Raw genomic sequence first — 17,025 nt, forward strand, 5'->3', positions numbered from 1 at the left:
CCCTGTTGCTGCCGCGGCTCAGGCGCCCCGGAGCAGTTCGTTGATGCTGGTCTTGGAGCGCGTCTGCGCGTCCACGCGCTTGACGATCACTGCCGCGTAAAGACTGTACTTGCCGTCCGCGCTGGGCAGGTTGCCGGAAACCACCACCGAGCCGGCCGGGACGCGCCCGTACAACACCTCGCCGGTGGTGCGGTCGTAAATCTTTGTGCTCTGGCCGATGTAGACGCCCATCGAGATCACCGAGTTCTCCTCGACGATCACGCCCTCGACCACCTCGGAGCGGGCGCCGATGAAGCAGTTGTCTTCGATGATCGTCGGATTGGCCTGCAGCGGCTCGAGCACGCCGCCGATGCCGACGCCGCCCGAGAGGTGCACGTTCTTGCCGATCTGTGCGCAGCTGCCCACGGTGGCCCAGGTGTCGACCATCGAACCCTCGTCGACATAGGCGCCGATGTTGACGTAGCTCGGCATCAGCACCACGTTCTTGCCGATGAAGCTGCCGCGCCGCGCCACCGCCGGCGGCACCACGCGCACGCCGGTGGCGCGCATCTCCTGCTCGCTGAGGTGGGCGAACTTGGTGTCGACCTTGTCGTAGAAGCCGAGATCGCCGGCCCGCATCAGGCGGTTGTCCTTGAGGCGGAAACTAAGCAGTACCGCCTTCTTGACCCACTGGTTCACGCTCCACTGGCCCACGCCCTGGCGCTCGGCCACGCGCAGCCGACCCTTGTTGAGGTCCTTGATGACCTGCTCGACCGCGGCCAGCACCTCGGGCGCGTTGGCCGCGTTGATGCTGGCGCGCGATTCCCACGCGGCTTCGATGGTGGACTGCAGTTGGGCGGTGGTCATGAGGAAGGGTCTCAGAAGAAACGGGTGAAGGCCGCGATGCGCTCGGCCGCCTCGATGCATTCATCGACGCCGGCGACCAGCGCCATGCGGATGCGCCCGGTGCCGGGGTTGCCGCGGGCCGTGTCGCGCGCCAGGAAGCTGCCGGGCAGCACCGTCACATTGTATTGAGCGAGCAACTCGCGGGCGAAGCGCTGGTCGCGCATTGCGTCACTGCCGGGCACGCCGGCCCACAGGTAGAAGCCCGCGTCGGGCAGGCGCAGGTCGAGGACCTCGGCCAGCAGCGGCGTGACGCGGGCGAACTTTTCGCGGTAGAGCGCGCGGTTGTGCTCAACATGCGGCTCGTCGTTCCAGGCTGCGACGCTGGCGCGCTGCACGGCCGGTCCCATCGCGCCGCCGTGGTAGGTGCGATAGAGCAGGAAGGCTTTGACGATCTCGGCATCGCCGGCCACGAAGCCCGAGCGCAGGCCGGGCACGTTGCTGCGCTTCGACAGGCTGGTGAAGGCGATCAGGCGCCTGAAATCCGTGCGGCCGAGCTTCAGCGCCGCTTCCAGCCCGCCCAGTGGCGGTTCGTCGCCGAACCAGATCTCGGAGTAGCACTCGTCGCTGGCGATCACGAAGCCGTGGCGGTCGCTGAGCTCGAACAGCTTCTTCCATTCTTCGAGCGGCATCACCGCGCCGGTCGGGTTGCCGGGCGAGCAGACGAAGAGCAGCTGTGTGCAGGCCCAGGTCGCCTCGTCGATGCTCGACCAGTCGACGGCGAAATTGCGCGCCGGGTCGCTGTCGGCGAACACGATGTGCGCGCCGGCCAGCAGCGCCGCGCCCTCATAGATCTGGTAGAAGGGATTGGGGCAGACCACCGTGGCGCCGGCACGGCTCGGATCGATCACGGTCTGGGCCAGCGAGAACAGCGCCTCGCGCGAGCCGTTCACCGGCAGCAGTTGCGTCGCCGCGTCTACCGCCACGCCGTAGCGCCGCCGCAGCCAGGCGCTGCAGGCCTCGCGCAGCGCAGGTTCGCCGGCGGTGGCCGGGTAGACCGCCAGGCCGTCGAGGCCAGCGCTCAGCGCGCTCTTGATGAACTCGGGCGTCGCATGCTTGGGCTCGCCGATGCCGAGGCTAATCGGCTTGAAGGCCGGGTTCGGCCTGACATCGCGGGTGAGGGCGCGCAGCCGCTCGAAGGGGTAGGGCTGCAGTTTCGCCAGCAGGGGATTCATGGCCCCGATTATCGGGAAGCTCCCGGCCGCCTTCGCCGGCGGGCAAACGCCGTTGACGCTGGCGTGACGCAAGCACGACCATTGCAGCATGGCATCCACATCTGTTGCCGCCGGTTTCCTGGCCTCCGGCCGCTGGCGCTTCGCGCTGGGCTGGTTGATGCCGATTGGCGTGGCGCTCGCCGCCTGGCGTTCGCCGTGGGCGGCCTGGGGCTTCACCCTCGCGCTGCAGCTGGCGCTGGCGGCCGTCGAGCGGCTGCCCGGTGCGCAGCGCTCGCCGCCGGCCGAGCCTCCCCGGCCCTGGCATCGCGGCGTGCTCTGGACGCATGCACTGCTGCAGACGGCGCTGCTCGGCCTCGGGCTCTGGGTGGCCGGCGGCCATGGCGTCCAGGGGCCACTCGGCTGGCCGGCGATCGTCGCGCTCGGCATCGGCGTGGGTTCCGTCACCGGATCGCAGGGCATCACCTACGCGCACGAACTCGGCCACGGCAGGCGCCGCGCCGATCGCGTGCTCGGCTGGTTCCTGATGGCCAGCGTGCTCTATGCGCACTTCATGGTCGAGCACTACCGCGGCCACCATCCGCGCGCCGCGACCCATGAGGACCCGGCCTCGGCGCGCCGTGGCGAGAGCCTCTGGCGCTTCCTGCCACGCACGCTCGGCGGCAGCCTCGTCAGCGCATGGCGGCTGGAGGCGCGGCAACTGGCGCAGCGCCGGCGCGGCTGGTACCAGAGCTTGCTGCTGTGGATCACGCTGGCGCAGTTGGCCTGGCTGGCGCTGCTGTGGCTCTGGCTGGGTGCTCCGGCGCTGCTGTTCTGGGGTGCGCAGGCGGCCTACGCGGTGTTCCTGCTCGAGGCCATCAACTACATCGAGCACTACGGGCTGCAGCGCCGTGTCGACGGCGTCCGGCGCGAGCCCTTTGGCATGCAGCACGCCTGGAACGCCGATCACTGGCTGACCAACAGCTTCATCGCCAACCTGCAGCGCCACAGCGACCACCACATGCACGCGTCGAAGCCGTATCCGGAGTTGCGGCCACTGCCGGGGCCGCAGTTGCCGACCGGCTATGCCGGCTGCATCTTCGCGGCGAGCGTGCCGCCGCTCTGGTTCAGGCTGATGGAGCCAAGGCTGCAGGCGCTGGCGAAGGCGGCGTGAGACTCAGGCCGCCGCCGGCTTGAGCTTGAGCCCGACCCGTTGCTCTATGTCGTGGAACATCGCCGCCGGCCGGCTCGCGTCGTTCACCGCGTCGGGCTTGCGGTCGAACATCCAGAAGCGCGCCACCGCGATCGAGGCCGCCGCCGCGGCGCCGGGTAGCGCCCCGAAGACGAAGCCGGCGCCGACGCCGCAGACCATGAAGGCGTACTTCCAGTAGACCTTGCCGGTCGCCTTCTGCACCGCGTCGTTGTAGTCCTCGGTCAACTGGCTCAGGTGGGCCACAACGGCCTCGGCCGGCACGCCCTGCAATGCCTTGGACTGCTGCCAGTCGAAGAGCGCATGGCGCCGCTCGCGGAAGGCCTTGTCCTTCGACAGCTCGACCGCGAGCCTCAGCGATTCCTCCGGCTTGGGCAGGTCGATCACCGCCAGGCGTCGTGTCAGCAGCAGGACCTGCTGCGCGATGTCGGCCGCCTGTGGCGGCAGCGCGGCGCCCGGATCGGCGAGGCCGCCGTCGCGCGCCAGCCCGGCCAGCGAGTTGTAGGCCGGGATCACGTGGGCGTGCGCCACGCCATCAGGCAGTTCGGGCTGCTGCGCCGCCAGGATCATGCGGGTCACGTCCTTGGCCACGTGCTGCGAGTCGAACTGTTCCTTGCCGATCTCGGCCATGCGCGACTTGAACTGGTCGCGCAGCGCCTGGCTCCACGGCTTGCGGATCGCCAGCGGGCCGAGCAGGTCGAGCCGCTCTTGTTGCAGCTCCGGGTCCCAACCGTGGGTGCGCCAGTAGTGGGCCTCGTTCCGGCGGTCGTCCTGCTCCGGCGTCATGACCGGAAACACCAGTCGGTCGTAGAGCAGCACGTTGGCGACCAGGTCGCGCGTCTTGTCGTGCACATGGTCATCGACCGACAGCGATCCCCAGCGTTCGAGATCCATTGCGTGCTCCTTCGCCGGGCCGCAGGGCCCCTACACGAGCTTAGCGCCCGAATCCGTACATGGTTTCCGTAGCTGCTGACCGCTGCTGGCCGTCGCTAGCATCGCCGCATCCGTGGCCTTCAAGGATGAGCATGTCGCGCTGGTCCCGTCGACGCTGGTTGGCCGGCGTCCCGTCGCTTTGCGCCGCCGCGGCGCTTGCCCAGTTGGGATGCTCGTCGCGCGCTCGGGCACCGGACAGTTCGGCCAGCGATCCGGCTCGGCTTGACCTGCGCGACGCGTCGCTGGCCGTGCGGGCGGGGGTGCTCTCGCCACTGCAGCTGACGCACGCTTGCCTGGCGCGCGTCGCCCGCATCGACCCGGCCCTCAACTCCTTCATCACGGTCACCGCCGAGCAGGCGCTGGCCGATGCGCGTCTGGCCGAGGCCGAACTTTCCGCGGGGCACTGGCGCGGCCCGCTGCACGGCATTCCGATTGCGCTCAAGGACAACATCGACACCGGCGGCGTGCGCACCACTGCCGGCAGCGAGGTCTTCGTCGAGCGCATCCCCGGCGAAGACGCCGAGGTGGTGCAACGACTGAAGGCCGCTGGCGCGGTCATCCTCGGCAAGCTGAATCTGCACGAGTTTTCGGGGGGCACGACCTCGGCGATCAGCCACTTCGGCTCGGTGCACAACCCCTGGGATCCGGCGCGCACGGCCGGAGGCTCGTCGGGCGGCTCGGCGGCCGCGGTGGCCGCATCGCTGTGCTTTGGCGCCGTTGGTACCGACACCGGCGGCTCGATCAGGATCCCGGCCGCGTGCTGCGGCATCGTTGGCTTCAAGCCGAGCTTTGGCGTCGTCAGCAGCCGCGGCGTGGTACCGGTCTCGACCTCGTTCGATCATGTCGGGCCGCTGTGTCGCAGCGTGGCCGACGCCATCTTGATGCTGCGCGCGATGACCGATCATCCGCTGGTGGCGGCACTCGAGCCCGAGGCGCTGCCGCCGGTGTCGCGTCTGCGCATTGGCGTGTTCCACGCGCCGGGCAGTCTCTGCGACGCGCCGATCGAGGCCGAGGTGCAGGCCGCGCTCGACGCTGCGCTCGGCGTGCTGCGCTCACTGGTCGCCGAGGTGCGTGAGGCCGAGTTGCCGATGCCCGAGCAACTCGGGCGGCTGATTGACGCCGAGGCCTATGCCTTCCATGCACCAACCCTGGCGCAGATGCCCGAGCGCTACGACCCGCGCACGCGCGACATGCTGCTGGCCGGCCGCGACATTCCGATCGCAGAGGAGGCCCGACTGCGCGGCGACCTGGCGCGCCATCGGGCCGCCATCCACGAGGCCTTCGCCAAGGTCGACCTGGTGGTGTTGCCGACGCTGCCCGGCCTGCCATTGCCCCTGGCCGAGGCGCGCGAGCCGTTCGCACTGAACGCCTGCACCTTTGCCTTCAGCCTGGGCGGCCTGCCGAGCATTTCGCTGCCCTGCGGATTCTCGCGTTCCGGGCTGCCGATCGGCCTGCAGATTGGCGGCCCGCCGCTTGCCGACGCACGCGTGCTCGCGCTCGCGCAGGCTTACGAGCAGGCCACCGACTGGCATCGGCGACGGCCGACGCTGTAGGCGACAAGCCGCTCAACTTGTCAGCCGAGCAGCCCGCGCTCCTCGGCGTGCGCCGGCAGATCGATGCGCGGTGCCGGCTTCCAGCCCTTCTTGCGGTGCTCGGCGACGACGTTCGTGTAGATGCCGCCGCGCACGTACCACCTGGCGCTGATGCGCGCGTAGCGCGGCTTGGTCACTGCGACGATCTTGGAGAGGATGTCGTTGGTGACCTTTTCATGGAAGGCGCCTTCGTTGCGGAAGCTCCAGAAGTACATCTTCAGGCTCTTGAGCTCGATGCAGAGCTCGTCGGCGATCATGTCGATCGTGAAGTGCGCGAAATCGGGTTGGCCGGTCAGCGGGCAGTGGCAGGTGAACTCCGGGATCTGGAACTGGATCACGTAGTCGCGCTCCGGCGCCGGGTTCGGGAACACATGCAGTTCCTTGCTCGGCGCGGTCGGCGGGTTGGCCGGCATCTCGCGTTGCCGAGGAGCGCCCCCAAGGCCGCCGCGCTGCGGCGTCCGCCCCCCCGAGGGGGAGTCAGGAAACTTGGGGCGGCCCGGCGTTTCCGTTGCGGGCTTCTTCTTGGGACGGGTGGTGGCCATGATCGTGAGGGCTGCAGCCAGCCTTGGAGCTCGGTTCGGGACAGGGTGCGATGCTATCATCGCGCGCGCTTTCCGGCCCTTGCAAGGCACGGATTACCCAATCAAATCAAAGACTTAGGCGATTCGGCCGGCTCTCTCCTCCATGCGCCTGAACTCGATCAAGCTGTCCGGCTTCAAGTCCTTCGCCGAACCCACCAACTTCCAGCTGCCCGGCCAGCTGGTCGGCGTGGTCGGCCCCAACGGTTGCGGCAAGTCCAACATCATGGACGCGGTGCGCTGGGTGCTCGGCGAGAGCAAGGCCAGCGAGCTGCGCGGCGAGTCGATGCAGGACGTGATCTTCAACGGCTCCGGCAACCGCAGGCCGGCCAGCCGCGCCAGCGTCGAGCTGGTGTTCGCCAACGAGGACGCGCGTGCCGGCGGCCAGTGGAACCAGTTCACCGAGATCGCGGTGAAACGCGTGCTCACCCGCGACGGCACCAGCAGCTACTACATCAACAACCAGCCGGTGCGCCGGCGCGACGTGCAGGACGTGTTCCTCGGCACCGGCCTCGGCCCGCGCGCCTACGCCATCATCGGCCAGGGCACGATCTCGCGGATCATCGAATCCAAGCCCGAGGAGCTGCGTTTGTTCCTCGAAGAGGCGGCCGGCGTCAGCAAGTACAAGGAACGCCGGCGCGAGACCGAAAACCGCCTCAAGGACACGCGCGAGAACATGACGCGGGTCGAGGACATCCTGCGCGAGCTCAACAACAACCTCGACAAGCTCGAGAAGCAGGCCGAGGTCGCGACGCAGTACCGCGGCCTGCAGGAACAGGGCACGACCAAGCTGCACCAGCTCTGGTTCATCAAGCACCGCGACGCGAGCGCCGAGGAGGCGCGCGTGCATGCCGCGGTGCTGGAGGCGACCAACGCGCTCGAGTCGCGCGTGGCCGAGTTGCGCCACGTCGAAGCACGGCTCGAGACGGTGCGCCAGGACCACTACGCCGCCAGCGACGAGCTGCACACCGCGCAGGGTTCGCTGGCCGAGGCTGCGCTCGAGGTGAGCCGGCTCGAGGAGCGCATCCGCTACGTGGTCGAGGGGCGCCAGAGGCTCGAACAGCGCCTGGCCGAGCTGGCCGCGCAGACCACCGGCTGGGCGCAGCGCAGCGAGCAGGCGCAGGTCGAACTCGACAGCATCGCCGAGCAGATCGCCGGTGCCGACGAGCAGGCCGAGGTCCTGGCCGCGCAGGCCGAGGAGCAGGCGCTGAACCTGCCGGCCAGCGAAGACGCCCTGCGCGCCGCGCAGGCCACCAGCAACCAGCAACGCAGCAAGGCCGGCGAGGTGCAGCAGCAGATCCAGCTGCTGGCCGCCGAGAGCCGCAACATCGAGGAGCAGAGCCGCGCGATCACGCAGCGGCGCGAGCGTCTCGGGGGCGAGCGCCAGCAACTGGTCGCGCCCGACGAGGCCCGGCTGGCGAGCCTGCGCGAGCAGCTTGCCGCGGCCGAAGAGATGCAGGCCGTCGCCGACGAGCGCCTGCACGAGCTGACCGAAGGCACGCCGCTGCTCGACGAGGCGCGCCGTGCCGCGCAGGCCACGAGCAACGCCGAGGCCGGCAAGCAGGCCGATCTGTCGGCGAGGCTGGAGGCGCTGCGCGCGCTGCAGGAAAAGGTGCAGACCGAGGGCAAGCTGCGCCCCTGGCTGGCCAAGCATGGCCTCGACGGCCTGCAGGGCCTGTGGACCCGGCTCCACGTCGAGGCCGGCTGGGAGGCGGCGCTGGAGGCTGCGCTGCGCGAGCGCATGAACGCGCTGGCGGTCGGCCGGCCCGAGATCGTGCGCGCCTTCGAGAACGATCCGCCGCCGGCGCGGCTGGCCTTCTACAGCGCACCCGGCGCGGCGATCGCCAACACGCATGCGACGCTCCCGCGCCTGTCCGACCTGCTGCGCCTCGATGACGCCGGCCTCAAGGCCCTGCTCAACGACTGGCTCGAGGGCGTCTACACCGCCGCCTCGCTCGACGAGGCGCTCGCAAATCGCGGCAAGCTGACCCACGGCGAGGTCATCATGACCCGCGCCGGCCATGCGGTCAGCCAGTTCGCGGTGGCCTTCTACGCCCCCGACTCCGAGCAGGCCGGCATGCTGGCCCGCGCGCAGGAGATCGAGAACCTCGACAAGCAGGTGCGGGCCCAGGCCTTCCTGGTCGAGGAGTCGCGCGCGGCGCTGATCCGTGCCGAGGCCGCCTACACCGATGCCACCGGCCGCCTGGTCGGCGCCCGCCGCGAGGCCGGCGAGGCGCAGACGCGCGCCCACCAGCTGCAGGTCGAGACGCTGCGCCTGGCCCAGCAGGCCGAGGCCGCCAACAGCCGTCGCGCGCAGCTGCAGGGTGAGCTCGAGGAGATCGACGCGCAACTGGAAGCGCTGCAGGAGCGCCGCGCCACCGGCGAGGCGCGCTTCGAGGAACTCGACCTGCAGCTCGCCACCGAGCAGGAGCGCCATGCCGAACTCGAAGAAGGCGTGATCGCTGCCGAACGCAAGCTGGCCGATGCCCGCGAGCAGTTGCGCGCGCTCGAGCGCCAGGCGCAGGAGGCCGCCTTCCAGAGCCGCGCGCTGGCTGCGCGCCGCGGCGAGCTGCAACGCGCGATCGAGACCGCGGCCCAGCAGGTGCAGAACAACGCCCAGAGCCAGGCCCAGATGGAGGCCGAGCTCGCCGCCTTCAACGACACCGCGGCCCAGACCGGGCTGCAGGACGCTCTGGCGCTCAAGCTGCAGCGCGAGCAGGCACTCGGTGCCCAGCGCAGCCACTACGACGAACTCTCGGCGCAGCTGCGCCAGGCCGACGAGCAGCGCCTGAGCTTCGAGCGCAGCCTCGAGCCGCTGCGCGAGAGCATCACCAAGCTGCAACTCGAGCAGCAGGCCGCCTCGCTCGGCGGCGCGCAGTACCTGGAGCAGCTCAGCGCGGCCAACGTGGACCTCGAGGCGATGGCGCAGGGCGTCGCCGACGGCAACGTCAAGCTCTACGGCCTGCAGGGCGAGATCGACCGCATCGGCCGCGAGGTGGCGGCACTCGGCGCGGTCAACCTGGCCGCGCTCGACGAACTCACCAGCGCGCGCGAGCGCAAGGGCTTCCTCGATGCCCAGACCGCCGACCTCGTCGATGCGATCAAGACGCTGGAGGACGCGATCCACAAGATCGACCTCGAGACGCGCGACCTGCTCAAGGGCACCTTCGACACCGTCAACGAGCATTTCGGCGTGATGTTCCCCAGCCTGTTCGGTGGCGGCCAGGCCCGGCTGGTGATGACCGGCGACGAGATCCTCGATGCCGGCGTGCAGGTGCTCGCGCAGCCGCCCGGCAAGAAGAACAGCACGATCCACCTGCTCTCGGGCGGCGAGAAGGCCCTCACCGCGATCGCGCTGGTGTTCGCGATCTTCCAGCTCAACCCGGCGCCGTTCTGCCTGCTCGACGAGGTCGATGCGCCGCTCGACGACGCCAACACCGAGCGCTACAGCAAGCTCGTCAAGCAGATGAGCGCCGGCACCCAGTTCCTGTTCATCTCGCACAACAAGATCGCGATGGAGATGGCCGAGCAGCTGATCGGCGTGACGATGCAGGAGCAGGGCGTCTCGCGCATCGTGGCGGTCGACATGGACGCCGCGGTGTCGCTGGCGACGGCCTGAACGACATGAGCAGCCTGCAGCTTTGGCTGGCGATCCTGGGCGGCCTCGCGCTGGCCGGGGTGGTGGCTCACGGGGCATGGCAGTCGCGCCGCAGCGAGCTCAAGCGGGCGCGCAACGAAGGCGAGGCGCCGCAGCCGGCCGCCACGGCCGACGAGCGGCGCGAGCCGACGCTGGGCGTGGCCGGCATGGTCGAGCCGCAGGCGGCTGACGAAAGCCCGGCCGCGCGTGCGCAGCGCCGCAGCGCCGGCCCGCGTCTGGATGCGCTGGTCGACACCATCGCGACGCTGCAGCCCGAGGCCGCGGTCAGCGGCGACGCCGCGATCCAGCACCTGCCGCCTTCGCGCCGGGCCGGCACCAAGCCGGTGCTGATCGAGGGTCTCAACTCGGCCAGCGGCGAGTGGGAGCCGCTGCGCACCGGCACCGTCTACCGTTCGTTCCAGGCCGGCGTGCAGCTCGCCAACCGCAGCGGCGCGCTCAACGAGATCGAGTACTCCGAGTACGCGCAGAAGGTCGAGGCCTTTGCCGAGGAACTGCAGGCCGGCGTCGAGTTCGGCGACGACATGCTCGAGTCGGTGGCGCGCGCACGCGAGCTCGATGCCTTTGCCAGCCAGCACGACGCACAACTGGCGCTGCGGCTGGTGGCGCGCGGCGCGGCCTGGACCCCGGGCTACATCCAGCAGCATGCGGCGCGCCATGGCTTCGTCACCAGCGCGCTGCCGGGCCGGCTGGTGCTGCCCTCGGCCGAGGATGGCGCGCCGCCGGTGCTGAGCCTCAACTTCGACAGCCAGGCCGCGCTCGCTGACGATCCGGCGCAGAGCGCGGTGCGCGAGCTCACGCTCGCCTTCGACGTGCCGCAGACCCCGGCCGAGGAACGCCCCTTCGACGCCTGGTGTGCGGCCGGCGAGGCGCTGTGCATCGCGCTCGACGCGGCGATGTTCGACGACAGCGGAACGCCCCTGTCGCCGCAGAGCTTTCCGGCCATCGGCGCGGCGGTGACGCAGCTCTACGCCGATCTCGCGGCGCAGGAGCTCGCGGCCGGCACGCCGGCGGCGCGGCGGCTGTTCAGCTGAGGCGGCGGCGAGGCCTTGCCGCAGCCGCGAAGCCGTCGCCTGATCTCCCCTCATCCAACCGAAGCGAGGTCGGCATGACCCGAGCGAGCTACGAGTGCTGCTGCTGCAACGGGGCGCTCGGCGCGCTCTTCGCGTCGAATGACGAGCTGGCGAAGCTCGTTGCGTCGGAGCCGCCATCGCTGCGCCGGCGCACGCTGCTGTCCGGCGTGGCGGCCGCTGCGGCGGGCGCGCTGCCGGCCCTCTCGCTGGCGCAGGACGCCGCCGTGACGACGGTTTTCACCGGCGGCACGATCCTGACGGTGGATCGGCGCTTCTCGCAGGCCGAGGCCATCGCGCTCCGCGGCAACCAGATCCTGGCCGTCGGCACCGACGCGGCGGTGCGTGCCGCCGCCGGCACCAGCGCCAAGGTGGTCGAGCTCGCCGGTCGGGTGATGCTGCCGGGCTTCGTCGAGCCGCATTCTCATGTGGTCGCTGGCAGCGTGGTCGACAGCCTGATGGACTACGTCGGCATGGCCCGCTTCAGCAGCGCCGGCCAGGTGCTCGATCACCTGAAGACCAGGGCGAAGACGACCGCGCCGGGCGAATGGATCCTGGCGCGCAACTTCGACCCCTCGCTGCAGCGCGGGCCGCCGGCGCTGACCTTTGCCGAGCTCGACGCGGTCTCGACCGAGCATCCGGTCTTCGTGCTGAATGCCTCCGGCCACCTCGCCTACGCCAACCGCAAGGCCTTCGAGGTCGCCGGCATTGCCGAGGACGTGAAGGACCCGCCCGGGGCCGAGTTCGTGCGCGGTGCCGACGGCAAGTTGAACGGCACGATGAAGAACAACCTGGCCTTCTCGCAGGTGCTGCTCAAGAACCCCGCGGTGAAGAACGCCGATCCGGTCAAGGCGCTGATCGGCCTGCTCGGCCGCTGGGGCAGGTTCGGGCTGACGACCGTCAGCGAACTCGCGCTCGGCTCGTTGTCGCAGTCGCCGGCGGACCTGAAGGTGATGATGGGCGCGGCCCAGTCGGGGCGGCTGCAGGCGCGCATCCGGGCCTATGCCTTCTACACCGTGGGCCTCGAGGCCTGGGACAAGGCCGGCGTCAAGCCCGGCGACGGCAACGCGCTGGCTCGCGTCGTCGGCTACAAGCTGGTTGCCGACGGCTCGAACCAGGGCTTCACCGGGCTGCAGCGCGAGCCCTACCTCAACTCCGACAGCCGCGGCATTGCCTACATGAGCGTCGAGGAACTGAAGACGCAGGCGATCGACCGCGCCGCCAAGGGCTGGCAACTGGCGATCCACGGCAACGGCGACGCCGCGATCGACAACGTGCTGGCGGCATTGCAGGCGGTCAGCGACACCGGCGTAGACGTGGGCAGGCAGCGCGCGCGCATCGAGCACTGCTCGATCCTGCACGACGAGCAGATCGCGAAGATGAAGAAGCTGGGCGTCTCGGCGAGCTTCCTGATCGGCCATGTGCACTACTGGGGCGTCGCGATGCGCGACAAGGTCTTCGGCGGCAAGAAGGTGCAATTGCTCGTGCGCGCCCGCAGCGTCGAGAAGGCAGGCGTCGGCTTCTCGCTGCACTCCGACTTCATGGTGACCGACCCGAACCCCCTGCAGATGATCCAGATGGCGGTGACGCGGCGCACCTGGCAAGAGCCGCACTTCGTGCTGGCGCCGGGCGAGCGCGTCTCGGTCGAATCGGCGATCCGCGGCGTGACCTCCGAGGCGGCCTGGCAACTGCGCTCGGAGCACGAGGTCGGCAGTCTCGAGGCCGGCAAGTTGGCCGACTTCGTGATCCTCGACAAGGACCCGCGCCGGGTCGATCCGGAGCGGATCAAGGACATCGCGGTGCTCGAAACCTGGATGGACGGCAGGCAGGTGTTCAAGGCTTGAAGTCGCGAAGCGCCGCGGCGGTGGCACGTCGCGTGGCCCTAGACTCGCGGCCCATGTCGTCGCCCACCGATCTGCTTGCCACCTCGCCCGCCGGGCGCGCCGCCGAGTTGCGGGCGCTGCTCCACGAGCATGCCCACCGCTACTACGTGCTCGACGAGCCGAGCATCCCCGACGCCGAGTACGACCGCCTGTTCCAGGAGCTGCAGGCCATCGAGGCCGCGCACCCCGAGTTGCGCACGCCCGATTCGCCGACCCAACGCGTGATCGGCGCGCTGCTGCCCGGCTTCGCGCCGGTGCGCCACGCGGTGCCGATGCTCTCGATCCGCACCGAGACCGACACCGAGGACTCGGGCGCGATCGCCTTCGACGCCCGCGTGCGCAAGGAACTCGCGCTGGCCGAGGACGCGCCGCCGGTGGCCTACGCCTGCGAACTCAAGTTCGACGGCCTCGCGATCAATCTGCGCTACGAGCACGGCGTGCTGGTGCAGGCCGCCACGCGCGGCGACGGCGAGACCGGCGAGGACGTCACGCAGAACATCCGCACCATCCGCCGCATTCCGCTGCGGCTGCAGGGCGTGCAGGCACCGGTGCTCGAGGTGCGCGGCGAGGTCTACATCGCGCGCGCCGACTTCGAGGCGCTCAACGAGCGCCAGCGCGAGCTGATCGCGCAGGGTGCGAAGAACGAGAAGACCTTCGTCAACCCGCGCAACGCCGCCGCCGGCGCGGTGCGCCAGCTCGATCCGGCGATCGCCGCGAAGCGCCCGCTGAGCTTCTTTGCCTACGGTCTGGGCGAGCTGCGGGGCTGGGTCCAACCGGCCACCCACAGCGCGACGATGGACGCGCTGGCGGCGATGGGCCTGCCGGTCAACGCCGAGCGCGAGGTGGTGGCGGGAGCAGAAGGCCTGGTGCGCTATCACCAGCGGATCGGTGCGGCGCGCGACGCGCTGCCCTTCGACATCGACGGCGTGGTCTACAAGCTCGATGACATCGCGCTGCAGCAGCGCCTTGGCTTCGTGACGCGCGAGCCGCGCTGGGCGGTGGCCCACAAGTACCCGGCGCAGGAACAGATGACGGTGCTGCGCGACATCGACATCCAGGTCGGCCGCACCGGCAAGCTGACGCCGGTGGCCAAGCTGGAGCCGGTCTTTGTCGGCGGCACCACGGTCAGCAACGCCACGCTGCACAACGAGGACGAGACCCGGCGCAAGGATGTTCGCATCGGCGACACCGTCATCGTGCGCCGCGCCGGCGACGTGATTCCCGAGGTGGTCGGCGTGGTGCTCGAGCGGCGCCCGGCCGATGCCGGGGAAGCTTTTGATCTCTACAAGCGCCTCGACGGCAAGTGCCCGGTATGCGGCAGCGCCATCGTGCGCGAGGAGGGCGAGGCCGACTGGCGCTGCAGCGGCGGGCTGTTCTGCGCGGCGCAGCGCAAGCAGGCCATCCTGCATTTCGCCGGCCGCCGTGCGATGGACGTCGAGGGCCTCGGCGACAAGCTGGTCGAGCAGCTGGTGGGCGAGGGCGAGGCCGAAGGCGAGGGCGCGCTGATCCGCACGCTGCCCGAGCTCTACAGGCTGGGCCTGGCCAAGCTGATGGCGCTCGAGCGCATGGGCGAGAAGAGCGCGCAGAACCTGCTGGCCGGGCTCGAGAAGAGCAAGCAGACCACGCTGGCGCGATTCATCTACGCGCTCGGCATCCGCCATGTCGGCGAGGCCACCGCCAAGGCGCTGGCGCGCCACTTCGGCGCGCTCGACCGCGTGCTCGATGCCTCCGTCGAGCAACTCGCCGAGGTCGCCGACGTCGGCCCGATCGTCGCGCAGAGCATTCGTACCTTCTTCGATCAAGCGCACAACCGCGAGGTGGTCGAGCAGCTGCGCGCCGCCGGCATCGGCTGGGCCGAGCACGAGGGCGAGGCCGACCTGAGCCCGAAGCCGCTGGCCGGCCAGACCTTCGTGCTGACCGGCACGCTGCCGACGCTGAGCCGCGAGGAAGCGAAGGAAATGCTCGAGGCCGCCGGCGCCAAGGTCGCCGGCTCGGTGTCGAAGAAGACGCACTACGTGGTGGCCGGCGCCGAGGCCGGCAGCAAGCTCGACAAGGCGCGCGAACTCGGCGTGCCGGTGCTCGACGAGGACGGACTGCGCGCGCTGCTGGCCGCCGGCTGATCCGGCGCCAGGCCGTGCGCTGGACGCCACGACGGCGGCGGGCGCATCATCCGCGCTCCTCGCAGCCGGAGTCACTCGATGGCCGATCCCGACAAGAGTTGGTGGACCACGCTGCCCGGCCTGCTGACCGCGCTGGCCGGGATCATCACCGCGGTCGGCGGACTGATCGCGGTGCTGGTGCAGGCCGGCCTGATCGGCAATCGGTCGGCGCCTGCAGGCGCTCAGACGCAGGGCAGCGCCGGTGCCGAGTCGGCGCGGACGGCACCGGCCGGCGCATCCGCGGCGGCGGCCGACGCCGCGCCGCCGAAGGCCGTGGACGTGGCGGCGGCGCCGGTCGTCGTCGCCGACGCGCCGCCGTCGGCCGCGAACGCCGATGCTGCGGCGGGCGCCATGCACCGCGCGGTGCTGGTGACGAGCAAGGGCGGCAGTCGCGTGGCGCTGAAGCCAGGCGCCGAGATCCTGGGCGACCGGCTGCCGCTGCAGGATGGGCAGGAGGTGGGCTTCGACCGCCTGCTCAGCATCGACATCACGCAGCCTTGGGACGGCACGCTGGCGCTGACCCTTCGCGACGGCCGACGGCTCGAGGTGCGGGCCGCGAACACCACGCTGTCAGGCGTCTCGGAGCTCGGCAAGTACCTGTCGAGCCTGTCGGAGATCCGGCGCATCGAGTTCGTCCGCGACGGCTCGCAGGCCGCGCCGGTCGCTGCCACGGCCCAGCCCTTCACGGCGCTGCGCGTCACCGGCAAGGGTGGCAAGCGCGTCGAACTCAGGCCCACCGCGGAGATCCTCGGCGCCGCGCTGCCGCTCAAGGACGGCCGGGAGGTCGGCTTCGAGCATCTCTCGAGCGTCGAGATCGTCCAGCCGTGGGACGGCAGCCTGCGCCTGGTGCTGGTCGATGGCCGCCGACTCGACGCGATGGCCGCCAACACCACGCTGTCCGGCAGTTCCGAGCTCGGTCCCTATCTGGCGTCGCTGTCCGACCTGCGTCGCATCGAGTTCATTCGCTAGCGTCCGGCGCGTGCGGCTGCACCGCCAGCAGCCGCTGCGCATCGTCGAAGCGGGCCAGGCGTCGGTAGGCGCGTGCCAACTCGAGCCGCACATAGGCCGGGGCGAGGTGGCAGCGGGCAGGCGCTCGAAGGCGGCCACCGCCTCGGCATCGCGGCCGGGCCGGGCCAGCACCACGGCCAGTTCTTCGCGCAAGCGCGGGTCGGTGCCCGCTGCATCGAGCGCGCGGGGGGGCGCGGATAGCGGCGTCGAATCGACCTTCGCGCGCCGCGGCCGCGGCCTGCTCGTGGCGGGGGTTGGCGTGCGCCGCCAGCGGAAGCAGGCCCAGGCTCATCAGCAGGATGCCGCACAGCCGCGCCGGCGGCAGAATCGGTGCATGACGATCCACCAGATCCTGAAGATGGGTGATCCGCGCCTGCTGCGGGTCGCGCAGCCGGTGACCGCCTTCGACACGCCCGAACTGCACGCGCTGATCGCCGACATGTTCGACACGATGGAGGCGGCCAATGGCGCCGGCCTGGCGGCGCCGCAGATCGGCGTCGACCTGCAACTGGTGATCTTCGGCTTCAGCAAGAGCGAGCGCTACCCCGATGCGCCGCCGGTGCCGCGCACGGTGCTGATCAATCCGCAGATCACGCCACTGGCGGAGGACGTGGAGGAGGGCTGGGAGGGCTGCCTCTCGGTGCCCGGCCTGCGCGGCGTGGTGCCGCGCTGGAGCCGCATCCGCTACACCGGTTTCGACCCCAAGGGCCAGCCCATCGATCGCGACGCGGAGGGCTTTCACGCCCGTGTGGTGCAGCACGAGTGCGATCACCTCGACGGCGTGCTGTATCCGATGCGGGTGCGCGACTTCAAGCAGTTCGGGTTCACCGAGGTGCTGTTTCCCGGGCTCGATGCCAGCGACGACTGAGACGGCCTCGACAGCGTTCTCCACACGAGGACGCGT

Annotated in this window: 12 protein-coding genes; 8 read left to right on the forward strand and 4 right to left on the reverse strand. The window is 70.4% G+C overall.

The features are described from left to right. Positions 1 to 18 precede the first annotated feature (18 nt). Positions 19 to 846 (reverse strand): 2,3,4,5-tetrahydropyridine-2,6-dicarboxylate N-succinyltransferase, encoded by an 828-nt coding sequence (gene dapD, locus EV670_RS15795; protein ID WP_130433923.1) that lies wholly within the window; start codon positions 844 to 846, stop codon positions 19 to 21. Between the two features lie 11 nt (positions 847 to 857). After that, complete coding sequence (dapC, locus tag EV670_RS15800; RefSeq protein ID WP_130433925.1) at positions 858 to 2,057, reverse strand: succinyldiaminopimelate transaminase; 1,200 nt, start codon at positions 2,055 to 2,057, stop codon at positions 858 to 860. A gap of 88 nt (positions 2,058 to 2,145) precedes the next feature. Between dapC and EV670_RS15805 the strand changes: the two genes are divergently transcribed. Further along, the gene (locus tag EV670_RS15805; protein WP_130433928.1) at positions 2,146 to 3,207 is read left to right on the forward strand and encodes an alkane 1-monooxygenase; all 1,062 of its coding nucleotides are present in this window, start codon (positions 2,146 to 2,148) and stop codon (positions 3,205 to 3,207) included. A gap of 3 nt (positions 3,208 to 3,210) precedes the next feature. Here the strand turns inward: EV670_RS15805 and EV670_RS15810 are convergent, their stop codons facing one another. Next, positions 3,211 to 4,137 (reverse strand): hypothetical protein, encoded by a 927-nt coding sequence (locus tag EV670_RS15810; protein ID WP_130433930.1) that lies wholly within the window; start codon positions 4,135 to 4,137, stop codon positions 3,211 to 3,213. Positions 4,138 to 4,436: 299 nt separating this feature from the next. Between EV670_RS15810 and EV670_RS15815 the strand changes: the two genes are divergently transcribed. After that, a complete protein-coding gene (locus EV670_RS15815; RefSeq protein ID WP_165393342.1) occupies positions 4,437 to 5,729 on the forward strand; it encodes an amidase in 1,293 nt (430 codons plus the stop codon). A 20-nt stretch (positions 5,730 to 5,749) separates the two neighbouring features. Here the strand turns inward: EV670_RS15815 and queF are convergent, their stop codons facing one another. Further along, positions 5,750 to 6,181, reverse strand: a complete 432-nt coding sequence (queF, locus tag EV670_RS15820) for a preQ(1) synthase (RefSeq protein WP_130433935.1) — start codon at positions 6,179 to 6,181, stop codon at positions 5,750 to 5,752. Between the two features lie 271 nt (positions 6,182 to 6,452). Here queF and smc point away from each other — a divergent pair, with 271 nt between their 5' ends. The 6 genes from smc (at position 6,453) to def (ending at position 16,989) form a co-directional block, all read left to right on the forward strand. Next, positions 6,453 to 9,965 carry a chromosome segregation protein SMC gene (gene smc, locus EV670_RS15825; RefSeq protein WP_130433937.1) on the forward strand — a complete coding sequence of 1,171 codons (3,513 nt, stop codon included), beginning with the start codon at positions 6,453 to 6,455 and terminating at the stop codon, positions 9,963 to 9,965. A gap of 5 nt (positions 9,966 to 9,970) precedes the next feature. Next, positions 9,971 to 11,035, forward strand: coding sequence for a cell division protein FtsZ (locus tag EV670_RS15830; protein WP_130433939.1), 1,065 nt, complete (start codon positions 9,971 to 9,973; stop codon positions 11,033 to 11,035). A gap of 74 nt (positions 11,036 to 11,109) precedes the next feature. Then, positions 11,110 to 12,915 (forward strand): amidohydrolase, encoded by a 1,806-nt coding sequence (locus tag EV670_RS15835; protein WP_130433941.1) that lies wholly within the window; start codon positions 11,110 to 11,112, stop codon positions 12,913 to 12,915. Positions 12,916 to 12,968: 53 nt separating this feature from the next. After that, positions 12,969 to 15,074, forward strand: coding sequence for an NAD-dependent DNA ligase LigA (ligA, locus tag EV670_RS15840; RefSeq protein ID WP_130433943.1), 2,106 nt, complete (start codon positions 12,969 to 12,971; stop codon positions 15,072 to 15,074). A gap of 78 nt (positions 15,075 to 15,152) precedes the next feature. Next, entirely contained in the window at positions 15,153 to 16,082 is a 930-nt protein-coding gene (locus tag EV670_RS15845) for a hypothetical protein (protein WP_130433945.1), read from the forward strand. A 373-nt stretch (positions 16,083 to 16,455) separates the two neighbouring features. Then, the gene (gene def / locus EV670_RS15850) at positions 16,456 to 16,989 is read left to right on the forward strand and encodes a peptide deformylase (RefSeq protein ID WP_130433947.1); all 534 of its coding nucleotides are present in this window, start codon (positions 16,456 to 16,458) and stop codon (positions 16,987 to 16,989) included. The last annotated feature ends 36 nt before the right edge of the window (positions 16,990 to 17,025 follow it).

Origin of the sequence: Rivibacter subsaxonicus (assembly GCF_004217215.1) — a bacterium.
Classification (GTDB): Bacteria; Pseudomonadota; Gammaproteobacteria; order Burkholderiales; family Burkholderiaceae_C; genus Rivibacter; species Rivibacter subsaxonicus.

Excerpts from the sequence above, each read along its gene's own strand:
- dapD (WP_130433923.1), bottom strand. The coding sequence starts at position 846 with ATGACCACCGCCCAACTGCAGTCCACCATCGAAGCCGCGTGGGAATCG.
- ligA (WP_130433943.1), top strand. The coding sequence starts at position 12,969 with ATGTCGTCGCCCACCGATCTGCTTGCCACCTCGCCCGCCGGGCGCGCC.
- smc (WP_130433937.1), top strand. The coding sequence starts at position 6,453 with ATGCGCCTGAACTCGATCAAGCTGTCCGGCTTCAAGTCCTTCGCCGAA.
- queF (WP_130433935.1), bottom strand. The coding sequence starts at position 6,181 with ATGCCGGCCAACCCGCCGACCGCGCCGAGCAAGGAACTGCATGTGTTC.
- EV670_RS15830 (WP_130433939.1), top strand. The coding sequence starts at position 9,971 with ATGAGCAGCCTGCAGCTTTGGCTGGCGATCCTGGGCGGCCTCGCGCTG.
- EV670_RS15810 (WP_130433930.1), bottom strand. The coding sequence starts at position 4,137 with ATGGATCTCGAACGCTGGGGATCGCTGTCGGTCGATGACCATGTGCAC.
- EV670_RS15805 (WP_130433928.1), top strand. The coding sequence starts at position 2,146 with ATGGCATCCACATCTGTTGCCGCCGGTTTCCTGGCCTCCGGCCGCTGG.
- EV670_RS15835 (WP_130433941.1), top strand. The coding sequence starts at position 11,110 with ATGACCCGAGCGAGCTACGAGTGCTGCTGCTGCAACGGGGCGCTCGGC.
- def (WP_130433947.1), top strand. The coding sequence starts at position 16,456 with ATGACGATCCACCAGATCCTGAAGATGGGTGATCCGCGCCTGCTGCGG.
- EV670_RS15845 (WP_130433945.1), top strand. The coding sequence starts at position 15,153 with ATGGCCGATCCCGACAAGAGTTGGTGGACCACGCTGCCCGGCCTGCTG.
- dapC (WP_130433925.1), bottom strand. The coding sequence starts at position 2,057 with ATGAATCCCCTGCTGGCGAAACTGCAGCCCTACCCCTTCGAGCGGCTG.